Raw genomic sequence first — 17,715 nt, forward strand, 5'->3', positions numbered from 1 at the left:
CCACTCCCCAGCTCTCATACCAACCACACCAGTTGGTACGGCAACCAGGACTGGGAGTTTGCTGCGAACATGAGCCACACGAGCAACACGGCGGCATAGTAGGTCACCACGCTGAGCACAATCAGCGTCGGCCAGCGTGAATCCAGACAAATCAACGGAAGTCGTGAGAACACGAAGATCTGAAGGGGGATCAGGTAAAGGGCGACGCGGTCGGTGGCGGCTGAGGACATCACCACCAGTGGGATGCAGGCGATGGCCAGCACCGAGAGCCACCACCACAGGCGGCGCTCGTCTTCCTTGAGTTGCAGGTATCGCTGCAACACGAGAAAGAGCACTGCCGGTACGGCATTCATCAGTACGCGGATCAGCCCACCCTCGGACTGGTAGTCGGCCTCGACATAATTGGCCCAGAGCTCGTCGGTGGAATCGAACAGGAACAAATAACCGCCGATCAGCGTGGCCGACGCCGCCCAGGCCAGGGAGGTGAGTCGGCTCTGGCTGGCCGCCAACCCTGCCACCGGTAGCATCAGCACCGCCGACTTGTGGAAAGCCGCGCCGATCAGCACCCAGACCACGAAAATGCGCACCCTGCCATCGCTGAGGGCCACCAGGCCCAACAGGATGAACCCCAGCGCCACCGCCTGGCGGGTGTAGCCCATGGCCACCACGATGATCAGGTAGGGCACCGCCACCATGAGGGCCAGCCAGGGCAGCGGCTGATAGCGTGCAAAGGCCACTACCCCAGCCATCACGATGACGCCACAGACCAGGTTCACCCAGTAGATGTTGCCGCCCAGGTTCACCGCCAACCAGTTGAGCAGGTAATAGCCCGGGTCCTCACGCATGAACACCTCGAACAGGGTCATGGCTGAGGCGCGGTCCAGATACGCCAGGTACGCCCCCCAGTCGCCCCCGACCTCGAAGCGCAGACCGATGATTAGGGCGAACAGGCTACCGACCAGCCACCACACCACGGGGCGAGAGGCGGGGGTCAGCCGGTATGGCGCCAGTACCCCCACGGCGGGAATCAGGAAGAGAATCCAGTAAGGCAGCATGGCAACCGCTTATGCAATGAGAGGCACTGCGGATGCAGCGCTCAGCGTCATGGGTCAGGGCAGCCCGGGCTGCCACCGGCGCTGCCAGGCCAGTAACTGCAGCACTGCCCAGAGCTGCTGGGCGTGGTGCCCCTGCCCCTTCAGATGGGCCTGCCACAGCTTGCGCACCTGGCGGCTATCCAGCCTGGGCAACTCGGCCAGGCTGGCGGTGGAGAGCAGGTCCTCCGCCCACTCCCGCAGCGGGCTCCGCAGCCAGGCATCCAGCGGCACGGCGAAGCCCATCTTGGGCCGTTCGATCAGCTCGCGCGGCACATGACGGTAGAGCAGCTGGCGCAGCACCCACTTGCCCTGGCCGTCGCGCAGCTTGATCTCGGCGGGAATTCGCCAGGCGGTGTGGAACACCTCGGGGTCGAGGAAGGGCACGCGTACTTCCAGGCTGCTGGCCATGCTGGCGCGGTCCACCTTCACCAGCACGTCGTCGACCATATAGTGGAGCGTATCCATCAGCAGCATCCACTCCACGCCGGTGAACTGCTGGAGCGCCGGGAACAGGCCTTCCGACGCCTTGCCTGGCGCTTGCCCGGCCAGCAGCGCAGCGGGCTGGTGGTTCATCGCGGCCACCCCGGCGAACAGCGCCCGCTCGCCGGGGCTGGCCAGCACCGCCGCCAGCTTGTGCAGCTTCTCGCCGAAGGTGCGCAAATGCAGCTGGCTCGGCAGCAGCCGGCCCCCCAGCTGCATCAGCCGGTCGTAGCGGTGCGAAGGAATCGCCTTGAGCGTCACCGCCAGGGCCCGCCGAGCCGGCAGCGGCAGACGCTTGAGCTGGTGCCAGATCCGCGGCACCCAGAGGTGGCGGTTGTAGCCGCCGAACAGTTCATCGCCGGCATCGCCGGAGAGCGCCACCGTGACGTGCTCGCGGGTCAGTCGCGAGACCAGCGCGGTGGGCAGCTGGGAAGAGTCGGCGAAGGGCTCGTCGAAGAGCTCGGGCAGGTGGGGCACCAGGTCGACCGCCATTCGGGAGGTGGCCTGCAGCGTCAAGTGCTCGGTGCCCAGGTGGGCCGCCACCGCCTCGGCATGAGTGGATTCGTCATAGCGGGCATCATCGAAGCCCACCGAGAAGGTGCGCACCGGCCGGTCGGCCTGTTGCTGCATCAGCGCCACGATCAGCGAGCTGTCGATACCGCCGGACAGGAAGGCCCCCAGCGGCACATCGGCCAGCATGCGGTGGCGTACCGATTGGCCCAGTGCCTGTTCCACCACGGAAATGGCGGCCTCGGGTTCCTCGATGCGCCCGGCCTGCATGGCCTCACGCGCGGCCTGCTGCGCCGACCACCAGACCCGCGGGGACGGCAGTTCACTGGCCAGCACATCGGCCGGCGACACCTGCACCAGGCACCCCGGCGGCAGCTTGGCCACGCCCTGGAAGATGCTGGTCTCACTGCCCACACAGCCGAAGCGCAGGTAACCTTCCAAGGCGTCGGTCGCCAGTGTGCCCTGCCACTCGGGATGGGCCATTAACGCCTTGAGCTCGGAGCCGAACAGCAGCGGGCCGGTGCCGTTGACCCGCCCCGCATCGCCGTCCACAGTGCCTCGGGCAAAGCCATAGTAGAGCGGCTTTTCGCCGAAGCGATCCCGCGCCAGGGTCAGGATGCGGGATTGCCGATCCCACAGCGCGATAGCGAACATGCCAACGACCACCTGCAACGTCGCCTCGACTCCCCACCGGCTGAAGGCAGTCAGCAACGTCTCGGTATCCGAATACCCACGCCAAACCGGAGGGTTCTTACAGTTTTCAGCTTCCAGCTTCTGTCGAACTTCCAGATGGTTGTAGACCTCGCCATTGAAGGCGATCACATACCGCCCGCAGGCCGAGTGCATGGGCTGATGGCCAGCCGGCGAGAGATCGAGGATGGAGAGCCGACGGTGCCCCAGCGCCACGCCCGCCTCACCATCGACCCAGACACCCGCGTCATCGGGCCCACGGTGCCGGAGGGTATCCGCCATTCCCATGACCTGGCCTCTCAGCTCGGCCAGTGAGGGCGAGCCGCCTGTCAGGAACCCCGTGCAACCACACATGCCGACCTGCCCAAATGTGAGACACGCGCCAGGGCCGGCCCCGCCAGGGTGCCGCCGACGTTGTTCTCGAAGTAGGCCAGCGGCTGCTCGACGAACATTCCTTCCACTAGGCTTTGTCCGAAAACTCGAATTTGCTAATGTCACCTATGCCTCAGCAGCATAGGTGACCCATGGCAGGACGCTACGAGATCTCCGACAACGGCTGGGCCCTCATCGAAGACATCGTCTCGCCGCCGCAGAGGACGGGCCGTCCCCGTCGCGATGACCGCCAGGTGTTGAACGGCATCTTCTGGATCCTCTGCTCGGGCGCCAAGTGGCGAGACCTGCCAGAGCGCTACGGCCCCTGGAAGACCGTCTATGACCGTTTCCGTCAGTGGCGCGATGATGGCACCTTCGAGGCAATTCTGGCGCGCCTCCAACTTCGCCTGCGAGAGGATGGCCTGATGGATCTGGACACCTGGATGATCGATTCGACATCGATCCGCGCCACCCGGGCCGCCTCTGGGGGCGGCAAAAAGGGGGACAGCACGAACCCGTAGACCATGCCCTGGGACGGAGTAGAGGCGGCCTGACGACCAAGATCCACATGCTCTGTGACCGGCATGGTTGGCCGCTGACCTTCACGCTGTCGCCGGGACAGGACTCGGATACGCGGCACTTCATTCCCACCATGGAGAACGTTCATCTGCCTGGGGCCAAGGGCAGGCCTCGCAAGCGTTGCCGCTTCATCGTGGCGGACAAGGGCTACGATAGCGACCCGCTTCGCCGCTACTGCGACCGGCATCGCATGAAGCCGATCATTGCCCGGCGCAAGATGAAGCGAAAACCGCGCCCTGGTGCTCCGAGGGGCTTTGACAAGCCCCGGTATCGGGAGCGAAACATCATTGAGCGCTGCTTCGGTTGGATCAAAGAACTACGCCGGGTCTGCACCCGTTACGACAAGTTGGCCAGCAGCTTCCGGGCCATGGTATGCCTGGCGTGCATAGACCGCTGCCTACGTGCCGACTTTCCAGACAGAACCTAGAACAAGCTCCCGCACCCCCCCTGGGATTAAGGACACCTCCTTGCCATCCAACTCGGCCGCCCGCGTCATCGCCTGGACCGTGCAATAGGCCAGATTGTCCAGTGCAACCACATCACGGCTTGCCTTCAGCCGTGCCACAATTGCATGGGAGCCGATATGGCCGGCGCCTTCGATCACCAGTATTTTCATTCCGCTCCTTGCAGGTCTCGTTGGGCATTCAGGCCAGTCCCCTGATAGGCGGCCAGATAGCGCTCGGCGGTGGCGTCCAGGGAAAAGCGTTCCATCACCCGCTGGCGTGCCTGGCGGCCGAGTCGCTTGCCCTCGTCAGCCGAGAGCCCCAGCGCCTGCTGTAACACCTCGGCCAGGGCTTGACTGTCGCGCGGGCGGACGAGAAAACCGGCCTCTCCCACCACTTCCCGCACCCCGCCGCAATCCGTAGCCACGGTCACGCGGCGGCAAGCCATGGCTTCCGCAACCACCAGACCGAAGCCCTCCCAGGCCGACGAGAGCACGAACAGATCACAGGCAGACATCAACGCCGGCACATCGTGTCGAACACCGAGAAAGCTCACCCGGTCGTCCACGCCCAGCGAATCGGCGAGCCCCCCCAGTTCAGCACGCAAGGGGCCATCGCCGACAATCACCAACCGCGGTAATAGCGGTGCGGGCGCCAGCCGGGCAAAAGCCCTCAGCAGGCTGGTATAGTCCTTCGCCTCCCATAGACGCCCTACCGCCAGCAGGAGCGGAGTAGAGTCATCAACATCCAGTTCCTCGCGCACTCGCCGGCGGGCGGATTCGTCGAAGGTGAAGCGCTGGGTGTCGATGCCGTTGTAAATGGCGATCATCCGCCCGGGTCGCAGTGCACGCTGCTGCTCGAATGCCTCCACCGCCCCCACTGACACATTGGTGGAGATATCCGCCAGCCGGTCCGTCAGTCGGTAGGCCAGCATGCGCCCAAGGCCTTCCTCGTTGGTGTTGTGCGCGCTAGAGACCAGCCTCGGCATGGGTGTGACAAGCCGCAACAACCGAGTGAGGATATTGGCATGCACTAAGTGGCTATTCACCACGTCCGGGCGGAACGACCGAACTAGGCGATGTAAGCGCCACATTTCGGCCAGCACTCCCAACAGGCTACGTCGCATCTGCAAATTCACTAACTGCACGCGCCTATCATGAGGACGCAACTCAGCCTCGCCGTGAAAGCTGGCCAGCAGCACCTCGTGCCCCGCCAAGACGAAATAGTCGGCAAGGTTCGTTAGCAAACGCTCGGCACCGCCGACGCCTAGACTGGTAATGACAAGCAGGATTTTCACACTACAGCCCTTGAGCAATAACTAAGGGTTAATCGGCATAGAGAAATCGCATCAACTATTTATGAAACATGATCTGTCTGAATGAATTTTCATCACTAACTTACATTAAAGGACTGGCATCCTGTAACTTTAGAACTCCCGCCAAGGCTCCATCATTGCTTACTACTAGCAGGGCGGTAACCTTCGATTTAAGCATGAAGCTCTCAGCATTAGCAAACATTTCTAACTCATTGATGGTAAGTGGGTTGTTCGACATGATGTCGCGCGCAACCAAACCATCAAATTGCTGATGATTTAACAAAGCACGCCGAAGATCGCCATCGGTGATAATCCCATAGATCTTCCCATTATCTATGACTACCGTCACCCCTAACCCACCCTCGGTGATCGTCATGATCACTTCCTTGAAGTCGTTCTCGGGAGTGACTGTGGGTAAATTCGTATGCATCACATCCTTGACACGAGTCAAAAGCCTGCGCCCAAGGCTCCCCCCCGGATGAAATACGGCAAAATCCTTGGGTTTGAAGTCACGCCTTTCCATCAAGGCAACGGCTAGAGCATCTCCCATGGCCAAGGTAACGGTGGTGGATGTGGTCGGGGCTAGATTATTCAGGCAAGCTTCGCGTTCCACTGACACGTCGAGCACCAGATCGGAATTTCGGCCCAGGGTCGACTCAAGGTTACCAACCATAGCAATGGTCTTTACACCGAAGTGGTGCAGTGAGGGAATCAGTCGTATCACCTCATCGGTTTCCCCGCTATGGGAAATGAGAACTGCCACGTCGCCTCGGGTGAACATGCCCAAATCACCGTGATACGCTTCTGCAGGGTGCACCGAAAAACTCGGGGTGCCGGTAGATGCCAAGGTGGCCGCGATCTTGTTACCTACAATTCCCGACTTTCCCATCCCTGATACGATCACCCGTCCCGACGTATCCAGAATCATGCCCACGGCCTGATCGAAGGAGGTTCCCAGCCGGTTAGCCGTGGCCTGCAAGGCATCGGCCTCGACTTTGAAGACCTGCTGACCAATATGAATACTCGACATAGGTATCGTTTTCCTGGCTGCAGGATTCATTTCGCCGCATCCTTATTCCACACTTTGGAAGCCCTTGGCTGAACGTGCGGGGATTCCTCAGTAAAAAGGGAAACTGGTCTACCTTTCCGTCTACTCGCCAGAGTTGAATCTGATCGAGACCAAATCAAACGCCCGTGCCGGGCCCACCGCAGCAAAAGCATCAGAGAAGGCGTTAGTGTAGGCGTCGCATGCATCAAGCCTTTCAAGAAGAGTTGTCAAGGCCTCCGGCTCGACCGACGATTGGGGCAGGCCGGCAAGGGCGGTGTCGAGAACACTCCCCTGGGGATCCAGCACCACGCTGAGATACCCCGCCTCGAGCAGATCGAGTGCCACGGTCGAGGGGCTGGTCAGGATCCAGCGACAGTCGGCCGCGACGCTGACCAGATCTGACTCAGGAGGCAACTCGGTAAACCCCTCCTGGAGGGCAGCGGTGCGCAGGGTAGCGCGCATGTCTTCCGATAGCCCCGCAATCACCGGGTGGGGCTTCCATAAGAGCGGGCGGGCCACCGCACCGAGCCTGCGCGCTGCGCTTCCCACACAGGCCAGCAGCGCGAGCTCATCGCGCAGCGGCTGACGACGAAAGTCGGGATTCATCGGATGGGCAAGATTGCTCAGCAGCAGCAAACCACCCGTACCGCGCATCGGTCTCGGTTGGGGTACGGACTGCACCTCGCAGCGTCCATAGCAGCCAAGTCGCGAATAGGCCACCGCATCGTGCCTGCTGCGAAAGAGTGCCAGGTTCGAGACACCCGCGAAATTCGGCCCCATCGCCTGACCGTGCAGGGCATGCACGGTGTGCCCGCCCGTCTGTTGGATCGCATTCTCCAGCAGGGTGGTATCGGCGGTACCGGTAATGGCGAAGAGCACCTCGGCCTCCGTCGCCCCGGTCTCTTTCCACCAGCGAGCGGCAACAGCGCCGAGTACCACCCTGAAGGAAATCGCTATCTGCTCGCGAAAGGGGAGTGCCAACGGCATATGTGACGATGATGCGAAGCCCTCTCGCAGTAGTTCCGGCAGATCGCTCAGTGCCGCTAGGCACGCCCGTGGAGACATGGGAAGCACGAGCGGCAGCGTGGCGGCGCGGCTCCCGGGACGCTTGCTTTCCCAAAGGGCGGCCGTCTGCTCAGGCGGACTCTGCAGGCGGCCCAACAGGATCACTGCATAAACTGGTGAGTCGGCGTTATCGATTGCGGTCAGCAGGTGGCGGGTACGGGTACTCCATTCGGCATGGATGGCCGCAACGCGGGTCGCATCAGGTGGCAGTTCCCCCTGCCTGGCTCCACCTCGTTGGCGCAGCACATATGCGCCCGCCATGACGCAACCCACCGCCATCGCCAACGCAACACGCCAGCGCGGTACGGGGTGGCCTCTCGATTCAGAAGGCGGGGGCAAAGAGTCGAGCCGATCTTCTGCCAGAGCCACCGCCGCCTTGATCCATTCAAGCCGCCAGACCGACACACCGGGTTTCAGGCCTTTTGCGGTCCACTCCCAAGCGCGAGCCCGATTTTTCGCCCGCCGCGCAAAACGCGCCTTTTCAGGGGGAGCAGAGCCCTGACTATTCATCAATTTGCCGCCAGTTTCGCCAGATCAGAAAAGAGTATCTCGACCTCGCTTACCGCTTCGTCAAGATAAGCGCATAAACTTCTATACTCCTGTTCGCTCCAACCGCTCGCGCTCGCATCATGGACGCGAGCCACGTTGAGTGCCCCCTCACAGCGCCAGCTATCGAGTCCAGCATCGTGAAAGAGCGCTGCAATCTTGTCGGTAGTGGAGGCTTGAGCAATCAGCGGTGTCCCGGCGGCGAGTGCCAGCGTACAGGCGTGAAAGCGCCCAGAGACCAGCAGCTTCAAGGCCGCAAGGTGAGTCAGAAAACGCTGGGTATCTGCACTGCCCTGCCACCAGAGCCGATGGCGTAAGCGCAGCAATGCAGCGAGCCGTGCGGGATGGCGAAGGTCTTTGGAAAGCGCCACGCCCTCGCGCAGAAAGCGCAACCAGCTCCCAGGCCCCGGAGCGCCATAGACGATTGACACCATCTGGCCGCCACAGGTTGAACGCAGACGCTCGAGGGTGAGTGCCTTGAACCGGTCTACATTGTCGGTTACCCCGATGCCAGCACGACTCCCAGTTGAGCCAGGCCTGATCCCCTGGGCTTGGGCAAACCACAAGCTGAGATCCGGCACTACCCGCACGGTGGCACCGCCGGCACGCATCCGCTCGGCGCTGCGACTGTCACGGGCCACAACCAGATCGAAGTTGTTAAGCAGAGTAACAAGATCGGTGCCATTGGCTTCCCAACCAACATTAATCAGCGCTACTGGCACTTTCTCAGCACGCGCGCGTGCTCCGAGTTCAAGCAACTGTCTTCCAGACTGTCGATCATGATGAATCGTGCCCTCTCCGTTTATCAACACGAGGTCGACTTTGGCGATCGTGCTCTCGAACTCCGCATCACCACGCCATTCAGTGTGTGCCGGCCAGAACAGAAGCGGTTCCATGCCGTTGCATCGCAGCAACAACGATATTGCGCCCATCACTGCCAGACAACCGTGATGGTGATCGACTCTCGTATCATTTACTACCAGAACACTCCGATGGCCTGCGCCGGACCCCCTTGTCATGGTCATGCTGACTCTCTTGTAAAACCATCAACCTGATCTTTCTCAGAAATTGCGTTTATCACGATATAGACACGCCCGGAAAACTTATCCGAAAAATAAAGATTACCGAATCATGTAACCCAAAACAAACCGACAAACTTCTAAACAGACTTAGAGCCAGGCTTTTTATTCTTCAGATTTAAATACACATCCCTCATAGCCAGAACAATGCTACCCGGCAGGTACTTCAAGAGATCGTATCCGCAAGGAGAACAAAACTTCTTCCAATCGGGATGGTTTATTAATTTCTTCAGACCATCGACATTTCCTTGATGAAGCCTGATTTTTGCACCAACCTTAAGCCTCTCTGCTACGTATGTCTTGATGTCACCATCAAGACATATCTCTTTTTTTTCTATCTTTTCTTTTAGCATTCTCAGAACCGGCGTACTGCCTATACCAAGGCTTTCATCACTCACCATATTTCTGGATGTTTCGACAAACGCATCACGTGATAGGCCCTCGTCAGGATCCCGCCTGTAGTAAGAAGTACATAGATCTGACATTACTACCTTATGTCTCAGCGCGACTCTGGCCCACATTTCCACATCCTCACCACTACTATATGGCAAGAACCCTCCAAGCTCATCAAATACCTCCCGTCGTATTGCAACGGAAGAAGAGTGTACTGAGAAACTTCCACCTTGTGAGCCCCTGAAAAAATTATTGCTTACAGAATAATCATCAGGACAAATAACAGAACAATCAAGAGAAAAACCAGGAGCTACTTTCTTGGATGCCGAAGACACCATGCACACTTCCGGAAACCTTGAAATCAACTCATCAAGGTGAGAAAGATGCGAGGGGCTCCATAAATCATCGGCATCAAGGAATGCAATCCATTCGGCATTTGACTCATCAATACCCATATTTCGGGAAGATGAAACACCGCCGTTATCCTTGTTGTAAATGTTGACCCTATCGGTCGAAATCTCCCTGACGCGTGCCACTGAATCATCTAGTGACCCATCATTTACCACCACAACCTCATAATCATGAAATTCCTGACCGAGCACAGATGAAAGAGTACTTGTTATGCATTTCTCTTTATTGTAAAGAGGAACAACTACAGAGAAACGAACTTTTCCAGACATGCTTTCCCCTAACATTCTGTTTTACACTTTTTAATGACAGGAGAACACTAATAGACTTGTGCAAAAAGCGTCGGCTTCAGCATCATATAGCCATGACGGACCTGAAAAGCATCACGTTAAACACAGCATGTATAATCAAAAATTCAGTCTTCCACTAACAAACCTGGCCACATGGGATATAAAACCCACATTCGTTAATGAGCTCCTGAATTTCGCACCTCTTCTGACCCCAAGAAGTGTTCCAATAACATTCGTAGCCCTGCTATACCCCGCATCTTCATACCCATACTTCTTTGCGCGCTTCAACCACTGCCTGGCATAATCATCGTCAACTTCAGCATAAGCAGTCCATGCATTGGCACAGCAGAACACTCCAAGACTTGACTTGAGTTCTAAAATATCACTGGAGCTCTTGCAGGAAATATATCCGTCAATGACATTATAAATCACATCGTTTGCCAACACTCTATATCTTTTAGGTGACCTACTGACCCTGTGCTCGGCATCATGTCGCCAGTAAACACCACATCCAGCATGTGAAATAGCTATAGAGGGTTCCTTGGATAGCGCTCGGAAAGCCAACTCACCATCTTGATTAGCCTTCAATGCCTCGTTCCATCCGCCAATTTTATACAAAAAATCTTTTTTCCACAAGATACTACACGGTGGAAAAAACTCCCCCTTTAGCCAATTCCTCATCCACAAGATATTGCTTTTCTCGACAGGGTATAAAATACTATTGTCCTTGACACCTTCGCCCTCATAACGCCATGGTCCGTAAGTAATATCAGATTTTTTTTTGCACGCATTTACTAACAAGCCCTTAACCAGCCCTCCATATAAAAAATCATCGGAGTCTAAAAAAAGGACATATGTAGTTTTTACTACATGCAACCCAACATTCCGAGCATGCCCTCCTCCTCTATTTTGTGGAAGAGCAATGTGGTGGATGTTTGGAAATTCTGAAAGCACCTTCCCCGTATCATCAAACACACCGTCTTCCACGACGATTATATTTTCTGTTGGAACAGCTTCGTCAACACAGGACTTTACTGCTCTATAGATGTAATCCACCGATTTATACGATGGGATGACAATACTAACATCCATAGCAGACACTTAGGTTATTCAAAACCCTGAACAGGCCGATGTTACCGGGAAGGCTCATCGAAACCTGAGAGTAGATGTGATAATGACGACGTGAACTTTCTGGAAGTTCTGATAATAGAACGACATTGGGAAACTATAAATGTAATCGAAGTATCAACCGCCCTTCTCCCTAAGTTCCTGATGGAAACGTAACAATATGCTAAAAACCTGACTGGCTGGAGAATGCATCCAGGAAAGTCATTCACACAGAAAAAAAGGGGAAGCCCGGTATAACTCATCCAGTGCGTCCTGTATATGTGCCCGGAAGCGCCCAGAGGAAGGTCGCCTGCAAAATCGGAAGGTACATCGTACCAGGCATAGTTCCCCTTCAATGTTCTCGACGGCTTATCAACTTTCTGAAGAAATTCAAAGTCAATAACTTTCAGTCCTTTCTTGGAGTCAAAAAGGATGTTCTGAGGACTGAGGTCTATGCACTCATAGCCAAGCGCCCTGTAATGAAAAATAACATCCTTGATCTTTTTTATCGCCCAAAGTGGCAATAGCCCATGACCATGGAAGATCGGACGAAGCGTCGTAATATCCGCTAGTGAGCCATCACAACATTCCATGACAATATAATTATCACCAACTTCCAAAATATCAGACACCTCAGGTAATCCCTTTCCGAGTTCCCTGGCCATGACCTCCCTTTCTAAATAAATACCCCTGCCTTCCTTGAAGGTCTTGCATATTGCCTTTCTACCATGAAACTCTACGCACTCCACCTTGGCCCGGCGCGCATGGTGGCTCAGGTCTTCTATGACCTTGAAGGGTGTCGCGAAGCCGACACACTTTCTCCTTGCTTCCTGGTCTATATACTCGAGACATCCCGGATCTATCAATTTCAAATAGTCAATCGCCTGGGCACTATTATCAGTTGAGTGCAGTATATTACACTGCTCTGAAGGTCGCTTACCTTTATTATAGATATCTCTAACTCTCCGCTTTGTCAACATCACTCTTCCGTTGTAGAGACCAACATTCTCCTTCATCGTTTCGGCATTGGGCACCAAGGGCTTTGAGTCAAATGTCACAAAATAGTATGCTGGTAAGCCACCACTTTTCCTCCAAGGCCCTTTCCCCCAGTTTCCACCAAGTATACCAGCCGCTATGGCCTGGATATCGCCAGGTGGGATTTGTCCCTCAACCAGGTGATCAAAGCCATCCTCAAAGATACATCTTTTTATTACATCAAGATAACCAATGCCTTCCTCCCGGACTAGAAATACCGTCACCCCTGTCCAGTTCTCCGGAATGTTCTCGCGTCTGGAAACAAGATTATCATGAATCCAATGATTGGCTTTTGACATTTTTTCCAGCGTATCATATGCTGGCTTCCAGCCTGCTTGAAGCAATAGCCCGTCAAGACCTTCAAGTGTCATTTCAAGCTCTTTGCCCTTGAATGAAGAATTGTTGAAAAGCCTTTCAATCTCTTGCTTGTAATCATGATCAACAACCTTTCCTTCAAAGATGCTGCCATGTGAGGGAATCCCTGATGCATAGCCTTTGTGGTAAACGGCGTGGTAACACATGGAGAGAAAGTGTTCGTCAGGGGCTGGAACGCGGACAATATCATTGAGCCATACAGCGTTATCCAATATCTTCCTGGCATTCGCCACTGGATAGTATGGCAGCCCCCTCCAACTGGTTCCTTGCAGTCCACTGACGCTATAAATATCGCAGGGAATCCCTTTGCGTGCTATATTTGTATTGACGAACAAGGTCAGTTTTTCGAGATCTTCATCTGCAACGAGAATATCAATATCTTCTCCGGGAGCAACTTCAGGCAGTTTCTTAAACCAGCGCATAACAACATAATTGACATTGTTCTCCTTGAGCCTTTTAAGAAAGCCATGCACCCCGAGCGAGTGATCTATATACCTCCGCTCATTGACAGGGGAGCCAAGAAGCTTTGAAACACGCCCCTTGACTAGACTCACAATACTCATTGTTACAGCCTCTAATTTTCTACGTATACCCTGCAACAAGCCACCAGGTATCGTGACAGTGCATTTAACGGGTTGGTCAACATAGTGACTTGCTAGCCATGCATCGAAAAGGCCGAGAAACCGGCCATTAAACAGCGAATTCAAATGAATTGGATTAATGTTGATCTTTCAGGCTCATCGTGGCCGCGACTCGAAACTCATCCAGATACTTCTATCTCTGGTTATCCGATCCGCTACCCCCCTCCTGTACCACAATCAATACCTGCGCGCCCCGTCACCGAAATGGCCTACACTAATTTCCATCCCATCGGTCCCAGCGTTCCATTTAATATACCCCATGAACATCGTGTTAATTTTTATGAGCATTGAGCCATCTTCTTGAACTCTGAACTGTATTCAGTAAGTTCTTCGTATGTTCCATGGTTTACCACCCGGCCACCCGCCAGCAGATAGAGGTTGTCGCACTGTTTTACCGTGGCCAGCCGGTGGGCGATCATGATGATGGTTTTCTTGCCCGAGAAGTCATGGATGGCATCCATGATCAGCTTTTCAGTAATGCCATCCAGGGCGCTGGTGGCTTCGTCCAGAATCAGCACCTCCGCATCGTGATAGAGCGCTCGGGCGATACCGATGCGTTGGCGCTGACCACCGGAGAGCTGTACGCCCCTCTCCCCTACGCGAGTCTCCAGGCCATTGGGCAGCTCGGCCAGGAGCTCATCCAGGTGGGCAAGGCTCGCAGCGTGGCGTACCTTGTCATCGTCGATGACATCAAGCGGCAAGCCGAAGCCGATGTTCTCGCGTATGCTACTGTCGGCCAGGAAGATCGACTGAGGCACGAAGCCCAGGGTGTTCTGCCAGGCACGGCGATTCTCGTCGGTGAGTGGCTGACCATCGATCAGGATCTGACCCTGCTGGGGTTCGATCAGGCCAAGCAACAAGTCAATCGCCGTCGACTTTCCGGAGCCCGAGGCACCTACCAGGCCGATCACCTGGTTGGTAGGGATTTTCAGGTTCAAGCCTTTCAGCGCCGGTTCCTGCTTGTCGGGGTAGGTAAAGGTCACATTGGCCAGCTGGATGCTGTGTTTGGGGGCCAGGTGCTGCTCCGTTCGCTCCTGCTCGGTAATCAGTTTCCGGATATGCTCACGGCGACTGGCGTACAGATCGTCCCGCAAGGCATCGAAGGCTGCCAGGTTGCCGCGTATCTGCGACAGGCTGGTATACACCTGCTGGAAAGCGGGCAACAGTTTGAAGCCCGCCAGGGCATAAACGGAAAGCACCGGCAGGATGGTGCCCAGATTGCCCTGGTGCGCCGCCAGCAGATAGAGCACCAGGAAGATCACGCTGCCGAAGGCCACCAGTTCCATGGCATAGCGCGGTGCCTGGCTCATGGCGGCATTGGTACCCTGAGCTTCGGCGAAGCGGTCGCATGCCCCATCAAAACGGTCGGTGAACACTTGCTGTCGGCCTAGCAGCAGAGCGTCCTTTATGCCGCCGAAGCCCTCCCCCATCAGCTTGAAGCGCAGCCGCTGGGCCTCAGAGATGCTCTTGCCGTTGCGTATCAGGCGCCGTCGCACTGTACGGTAGAGCAAGAAATACGCGACCGAGAAGATCAACAGCCCGGCCATGGCGACCAACGGATTGTAGAGGAAGATCGCCATCGACATCAGCGTTGCCATCACCAACTTGGCATTCATCTGCATCAACGGATTGATGATGCCATTGGTGATCCGTCCGCACTCCTGGGCGATGTGGTTAGTCAGCTGGCTGCTGCTGCCACTAGCGTGGAACAACCAGGACTGGTGCATATAGTGCCTGTAGAGGCGGCTGGCGAGCTGCGCCCCCACCCTTGCGCCATACATGGAGAGTCGCCAGATGGTATACATCGAAACCAGTGCCGCACCGGTGAGCACCACCAATACACCGACCCCCATCCAGAACAGGAAGGCACGTGGCGTCTCGGCACCGCTGTCGCGGTAGAGCTCGGCCATCATGCCCTCGCCCTGCAGCTGGCTAATGTCGCCCACCAGGGCCATGAAGGGGCCGATAGAGACCACGCCGCCGATCTCGGCGAAGGACATCAACACCACCAGGACCTGCAGGCGAAGGAGTTTCTTGCGCTGCTCGGCGGTGAGCAGGGAATAGAGTTCCTTGAGCTGTGAGAGCATGTCAGGGGCGAGGACCGAGGTTAGAGGTTAGAGGTTAGAGGTTAGAGGTTAGAGGTTAGAGGTTAGAGGTTAGAGGTTAGAGGTTAGAGGTTAGAGGTTAGAGGTTAGAGGTTAGAGGTTAGAGATTAGAGGTGCGAGGGCTAACGACTTCCGAAGCCGGTAAGCACGGTACGGATGGTGCGCAGCACGATCAGCAAATCGAGCCAGAACGAAATGTTCTTGATGTAGTAGACGTCATATTCAAACTTACGGTTCATGCCATCCACTTCGGCGGCATAGCCCTACTCCACCTGGGCCCAGCCGGAGATGCCGGGACGCACCACGTGGCGATAATGGAAGAACGGTACGTCCTTCTGGTACCAGTCGGCCAGGTCCATGGATTCCGGACGTGGACCGATCAGGCTCATTTCGCCCTTCAACACGTTGAACAGCTGGGGCAGTTCATCCACGCGATACTTGCGAATCACCTTGCCCACGCGGGTGATGTGTGGATCCTCGCTATCCTCAGTGTAGCCACTTCCCTGCTGGTCGATGAACATGCTGCGGAACTTGTAGACGGTGAAAGGCCGGCACTGGAAGCCCATGCGCTGCTGGGTGAAGAGCACAGGCCCCCTGCTCTCCAGTCGAATAGCGATGGCGGTGGTAGCCATCAACGGCAAGGTGAGGGGCAGCGTTGACAGAACGGCGAGCAGGTCCAGGCAGCGCTTCAGCACCTCGTAGCCCTGGTCCGGGCGCAGGCTGCCATAGCGATTCTTGAAGTGGTCCAATTGGAGCGGACACCCCGATAAGCCTCATAATGGGGGCAATGGAGGTGTTCATGACCAAGAAGACTCGACGTCGGTATTCCGATGAATTCAAGGCGGATGCGGTGAGCCTGGTGACCGAGCAGGGGTATTCCGTATCCGAGGCCGCCCGGCGCCTGGGGGTTGACCGTAGCCTGTTGGATCGTTGGTGCCGCAAGTACCGTCAACAGGCTTCAGACACCTCGAGCCGGCAAGCGGATGATCGCGACGCCGAGATCAAGAAGCTCCGCGAAGAAGTTCGTAAGCTTCAGATTGAAAAGGATATTTTAAAAAAGGCGGCGGCCTTCTTCGCCAAAGAGTCGAGCTGAGATACCAGTTCATCGAGTCGGAGAAGGCCACCTATCCCGTGGCCGTGTTGTGTCGAGTCATGCGGGTCAGCCGGAGCGGTTTCTATGCCTGGCGACGGCGTGGCCCTGATGACCATCGCCAGGCCCGGCACCGCGAGGTCAGAGAGATCCATCGTCGTAAGCGCGGCAGCTACGGCAGCCGCCGCATGGCCAGAGAGCTGCGACGCCGTGGCTACCAGGTCGGTCGTTACCAGGCCCGCAGCCTGATGCGGGAAGCAGGCGTAGAGTCACGGCAGCGCCGCCGCTGGCGCCATACGACCGACAGTCAGCACACCCTGCCGGTGGCGCCTAACCTGCTGAACCGCCAGTTCACGGTGGCGGCACCGAACCGGGCCTGGGTGGCCGATATCACGGCGATCTGGACGCTGGAAGGATGGCTCTATCTGGCGGCGGTGCTCGACCTCCACGACCGGCAGCTGGTGGGCTGGGCAATGGCGGACCACATGCGCACGCAGTTGGTCCTGGACGCCTTGGAGATGGCCGTGGGTCGCCGGCAGCCCGAGAGCGGGTTGATCCATCACAGCGACCGCGGCAGTCAGTACGCGTCACGTGATTACCGCGCCACGCTGGATCGGCACGAGTTCCAGGCCTCGATGAGCCGCAAGGGGAACTGCTGGGACAATGCCGTCATGGAGCGCTTCTTCGGCTCACTGAAGAGCGAGTGGCTGGCTGACCAGCGCTACGGGAGCCGCCAGGCAGCACGGCGTGACGTCGTCGAATATATCGAGATGGAGTACAACAGTTGCCGGCTCCACTCGACTCTCGGCTACCAGTCGCCGAGGGAGATCGAACTGGCAGCGGCAGCTTGAAAATGTGTCCGCTCTGACTTGACCAGAACAAGGCGCTCCTGGCTGACCAGCGTAGGCAGCAGGACGGTGAAGGCCAAGCCCAGCCACAGCTGCAACTTGTCATTATTGAGCAGCCTTTTGACAAGACATGCTTGCCGCCCTTGATCCAGGAAGACGGTGGTAACAGTGGCCATGACATCATCCAATCGCTGATGGCGAC

At 56.8% G+C, this 17,715-nt stretch carries 13 protein-coding genes and 2 pseudogenes; 2 read left to right on the forward strand and 13 right to left on the reverse strand.

The window, feature by feature from the left end; genetic code table 11:
* Nucleotides 1-14 precede the first annotated feature (14 nt).
* Complete coding sequence (locus OCT48_RS11805; RefSeq protein WP_263589348.1) at nt 15-1,055, reverse strand: EpsG family protein; 1,041 nt, start codon at nt 1,053-1,055, stop codon at nt 15-17.
* Between the two features lie 54 nt (nt 1,056-1,109).
* The gene (gene asnB, locus OCT48_RS11810; RefSeq protein ID WP_263589349.1) at nt 1,110-3,128 is read right to left on the reverse strand and encodes an asparagine synthase (glutamine-hydrolyzing); all 2,019 of its coding nucleotides are present in this window, start codon (nt 3,126-3,128) and stop codon (nt 1,110-1,112) included.
* A 170-nt stretch (nt 3,129-3,298) separates the two neighbouring features.
* Here asnB and OCT48_RS11815 point away from each other — a divergent pair.
* Nucleotides 3,299-4,152, forward strand: a protein-coding gene (locus OCT48_RS11815) for an IS5 family transposase (protein WP_263589241.1) whose coding sequence is annotated in 2 segments (ribosomal slippage) — nt 3,299-3,641 and nt 3,641-4,152 — 855 coding nt in all. Because the reading frame shifts where the segments join, the coding sequence is not laid out codon by codon here.
* On the opposite strand, the gene OCT48_RS11820 is transcribed toward OCT48_RS11815, so the two are convergent.
* The 10 genes and pseudogenes from OCT48_RS11820 to OCT48_RS11865 form a co-directional block, all read right to left on the reverse strand.
* On the reverse strand, nt 4,123-4,341 hold the full coding sequence (locus OCT48_RS11820; protein WP_263589350.1) for a hypothetical protein: 219 nt from the start codon (nt 4,339-4,341) through the stop codon (nt 4,123-4,125). The genes OCT48_RS11815 and OCT48_RS11820 overlap by 30 nt on opposite strands.
* The gene (locus tag OCT48_RS11825; protein WP_263589351.1) at nt 4,338-5,465 is read right to left on the reverse strand and encodes a glycosyltransferase; all 1,128 of its coding nucleotides are present in this window, start codon (nt 5,463-5,465) and stop codon (nt 4,338-4,340) included. Before OCT48_RS11825 ends, OCT48_RS11820 begins: the two co-directional genes overlap by 4 nt.
* Nucleotides 5,466-5,565: 100 nt before the next feature.
* A complete protein-coding gene (locus OCT48_RS11830) occupies nt 5,566-6,543 on the reverse strand; it encodes a KpsF/GutQ family sugar-phosphate isomerase (RefSeq protein WP_263589352.1) in 978 nt (325 codons plus the stop codon).
* 90 nt (nt 6,544-6,633) lie between these two features.
* Entirely contained in the window at nt 6,634-8,106 is a 1,473-nt protein-coding gene (locus OCT48_RS11835; RefSeq protein WP_263589353.1) for a hypothetical protein, read from the reverse strand.
* Nucleotides 8,106-9,167, reverse strand: coding sequence for a polysaccharide pyruvyl transferase family protein (locus OCT48_RS11840; protein ID WP_263589354.1), 1,062 nt, complete (start codon nt 9,165-9,167; stop codon nt 8,106-8,108). The genes OCT48_RS11835 and OCT48_RS11840 overlap by 1 nt, the downstream gene beginning before the upstream one ends.
* A gap of 134 nt (nt 9,168-9,301) precedes the next feature.
* Nucleotides 9,302-10,294: a glycosyltransferase family 2 protein gene (locus OCT48_RS11845; protein WP_263589355.1), complete on the reverse strand. Its 993-nt coding sequence runs from the start codon at nt 10,292-10,294 to the stop codon at nt 9,302-9,304.
* 135 nt (nt 10,295-10,429) lie between these two features.
* The gene (locus OCT48_RS11850; RefSeq protein WP_263589356.1) at nt 10,430-11,404 is read right to left on the reverse strand and encodes a glycosyltransferase family 2 protein; all 975 of its coding nucleotides are present in this window, start codon (nt 11,402-11,404) and stop codon (nt 10,430-10,432) included.
* 41 nt (nt 11,405-11,445) lie between these two features.
* Nucleotides 11,446-13,428 (reverse strand): hypothetical protein, encoded by a 1,983-nt coding sequence (locus tag OCT48_RS11855; protein WP_263589357.1) that lies wholly within the window; start codon nt 13,426-13,428, stop codon nt 11,446-11,448.
* 320 nt (nt 13,429-13,748) lie between these two features.
* On the reverse strand, nt 13,749-15,557 hold the full coding sequence (locus tag OCT48_RS11860; protein ID WP_263589358.1) for an ABC transporter ATP-binding protein: 1,809 nt from the start codon (nt 15,555-15,557) through the stop codon (nt 13,749-13,751).
* Nucleotides 15,558-15,697: 140 nt separating this feature from the next.
* Nucleotides 15,698-16,270, reverse strand: a pseudogene (locus OCT48_RS11865) (sugar transferase).
* Between the two features lie 104 nt (nt 16,271-16,374).
* On the opposite strand from OCT48_RS11865, the pseudogene OCT48_RS11870 reads away from it, so the two are divergent.
* A pseudogene (locus tag OCT48_RS11870) lies at nt 16,375-17,516 on the forward strand (IS3 family transposase).
* Here the strand turns inward: OCT48_RS11870 and OCT48_RS11875 are convergent.
* Nucleotides 17,474-17,689 carry a hypothetical protein gene (locus OCT48_RS11875; protein ID WP_263589359.1) on the reverse strand — a complete coding sequence of 72 codons (216 nt, stop codon included), beginning with the start codon at nt 17,687-17,689 and terminating at the stop codon, nt 17,474-17,476. The pseudogene OCT48_RS11870 and the gene OCT48_RS11875 overlap by 43 nt on opposite strands.
* Nucleotides 17,690-17,715: the final 26 nt, after the last annotated feature.

It is taken from the genome of Halomonas sp. M4R1S46, assembly GCF_025725685.1.
Lineage (GTDB): Bacteria > Pseudomonadota > Gammaproteobacteria > Pseudomonadales > Halomonadaceae > Halomonas.

Excerpts from the sequence above, each read along its gene's own strand:
- OCT48_RS11805 (WP_263589348.1), bottom strand. The coding sequence starts at position 1,055 with ATGCTGCCTTACTGGATTCTCTTCCTGATTCCCGCCGTGGGGGTACTG.
- asnB (WP_263589349.1), bottom strand. The coding sequence starts at position 3,128 with ATGTGTGGTTGCACGGGGTTCCTGACAGGCGGCTCGCCCTCACTGGCC.
- OCT48_RS11820 (WP_263589350.1), bottom strand. The coding sequence starts at position 4,341 with ATGAAAATACTGGTGATCGAAGGCGCCGGCCATATCGGCTCCCATGCA.
- OCT48_RS11830 (WP_263589352.1), bottom strand. The coding sequence starts at position 6,543 with ATGAATCCTGCAGCCAGGAAAACGATACCTATGTCGAGTATTCATATT.
- OCT48_RS11835 (WP_263589353.1), bottom strand. The coding sequence starts at position 8,106 with ATGAATAGTCAGGGCTCTGCTCCCCCTGAAAAGGCGCGTTTTGCGCGG.
- OCT48_RS11840 (WP_263589354.1), bottom strand. The coding sequence starts at position 9,167 with ATGACCATGACAAGGGGGTCCGGCGCAGGCCATCGGAGTGTTCTGGTA.
- OCT48_RS11845 (WP_263589355.1), bottom strand. The coding sequence starts at position 10,294 with ATGTCTGGAAAAGTTCGTTTCTCTGTAGTTGTTCCTCTTTACAATAAA.
- OCT48_RS11850 (WP_263589356.1), bottom strand. The coding sequence starts at position 11,404 with ATGGATGTTAGTATTGTCATCCCATCGTATAAATCGGTGGATTACATC.
- OCT48_RS11860 (WP_263589358.1), bottom strand. The coding sequence starts at position 15,557 with ATGCTCTCACAGCTCAAGGAACTCTATTCCCTGCTCACCGCCGAGCAG.
- OCT48_RS11875 (WP_263589359.1), bottom strand. The coding sequence starts at position 17,689 with ATGGCCACTGTTACCACCGTCTTCCTGGATCAAGGGCGGCAAGCATGT.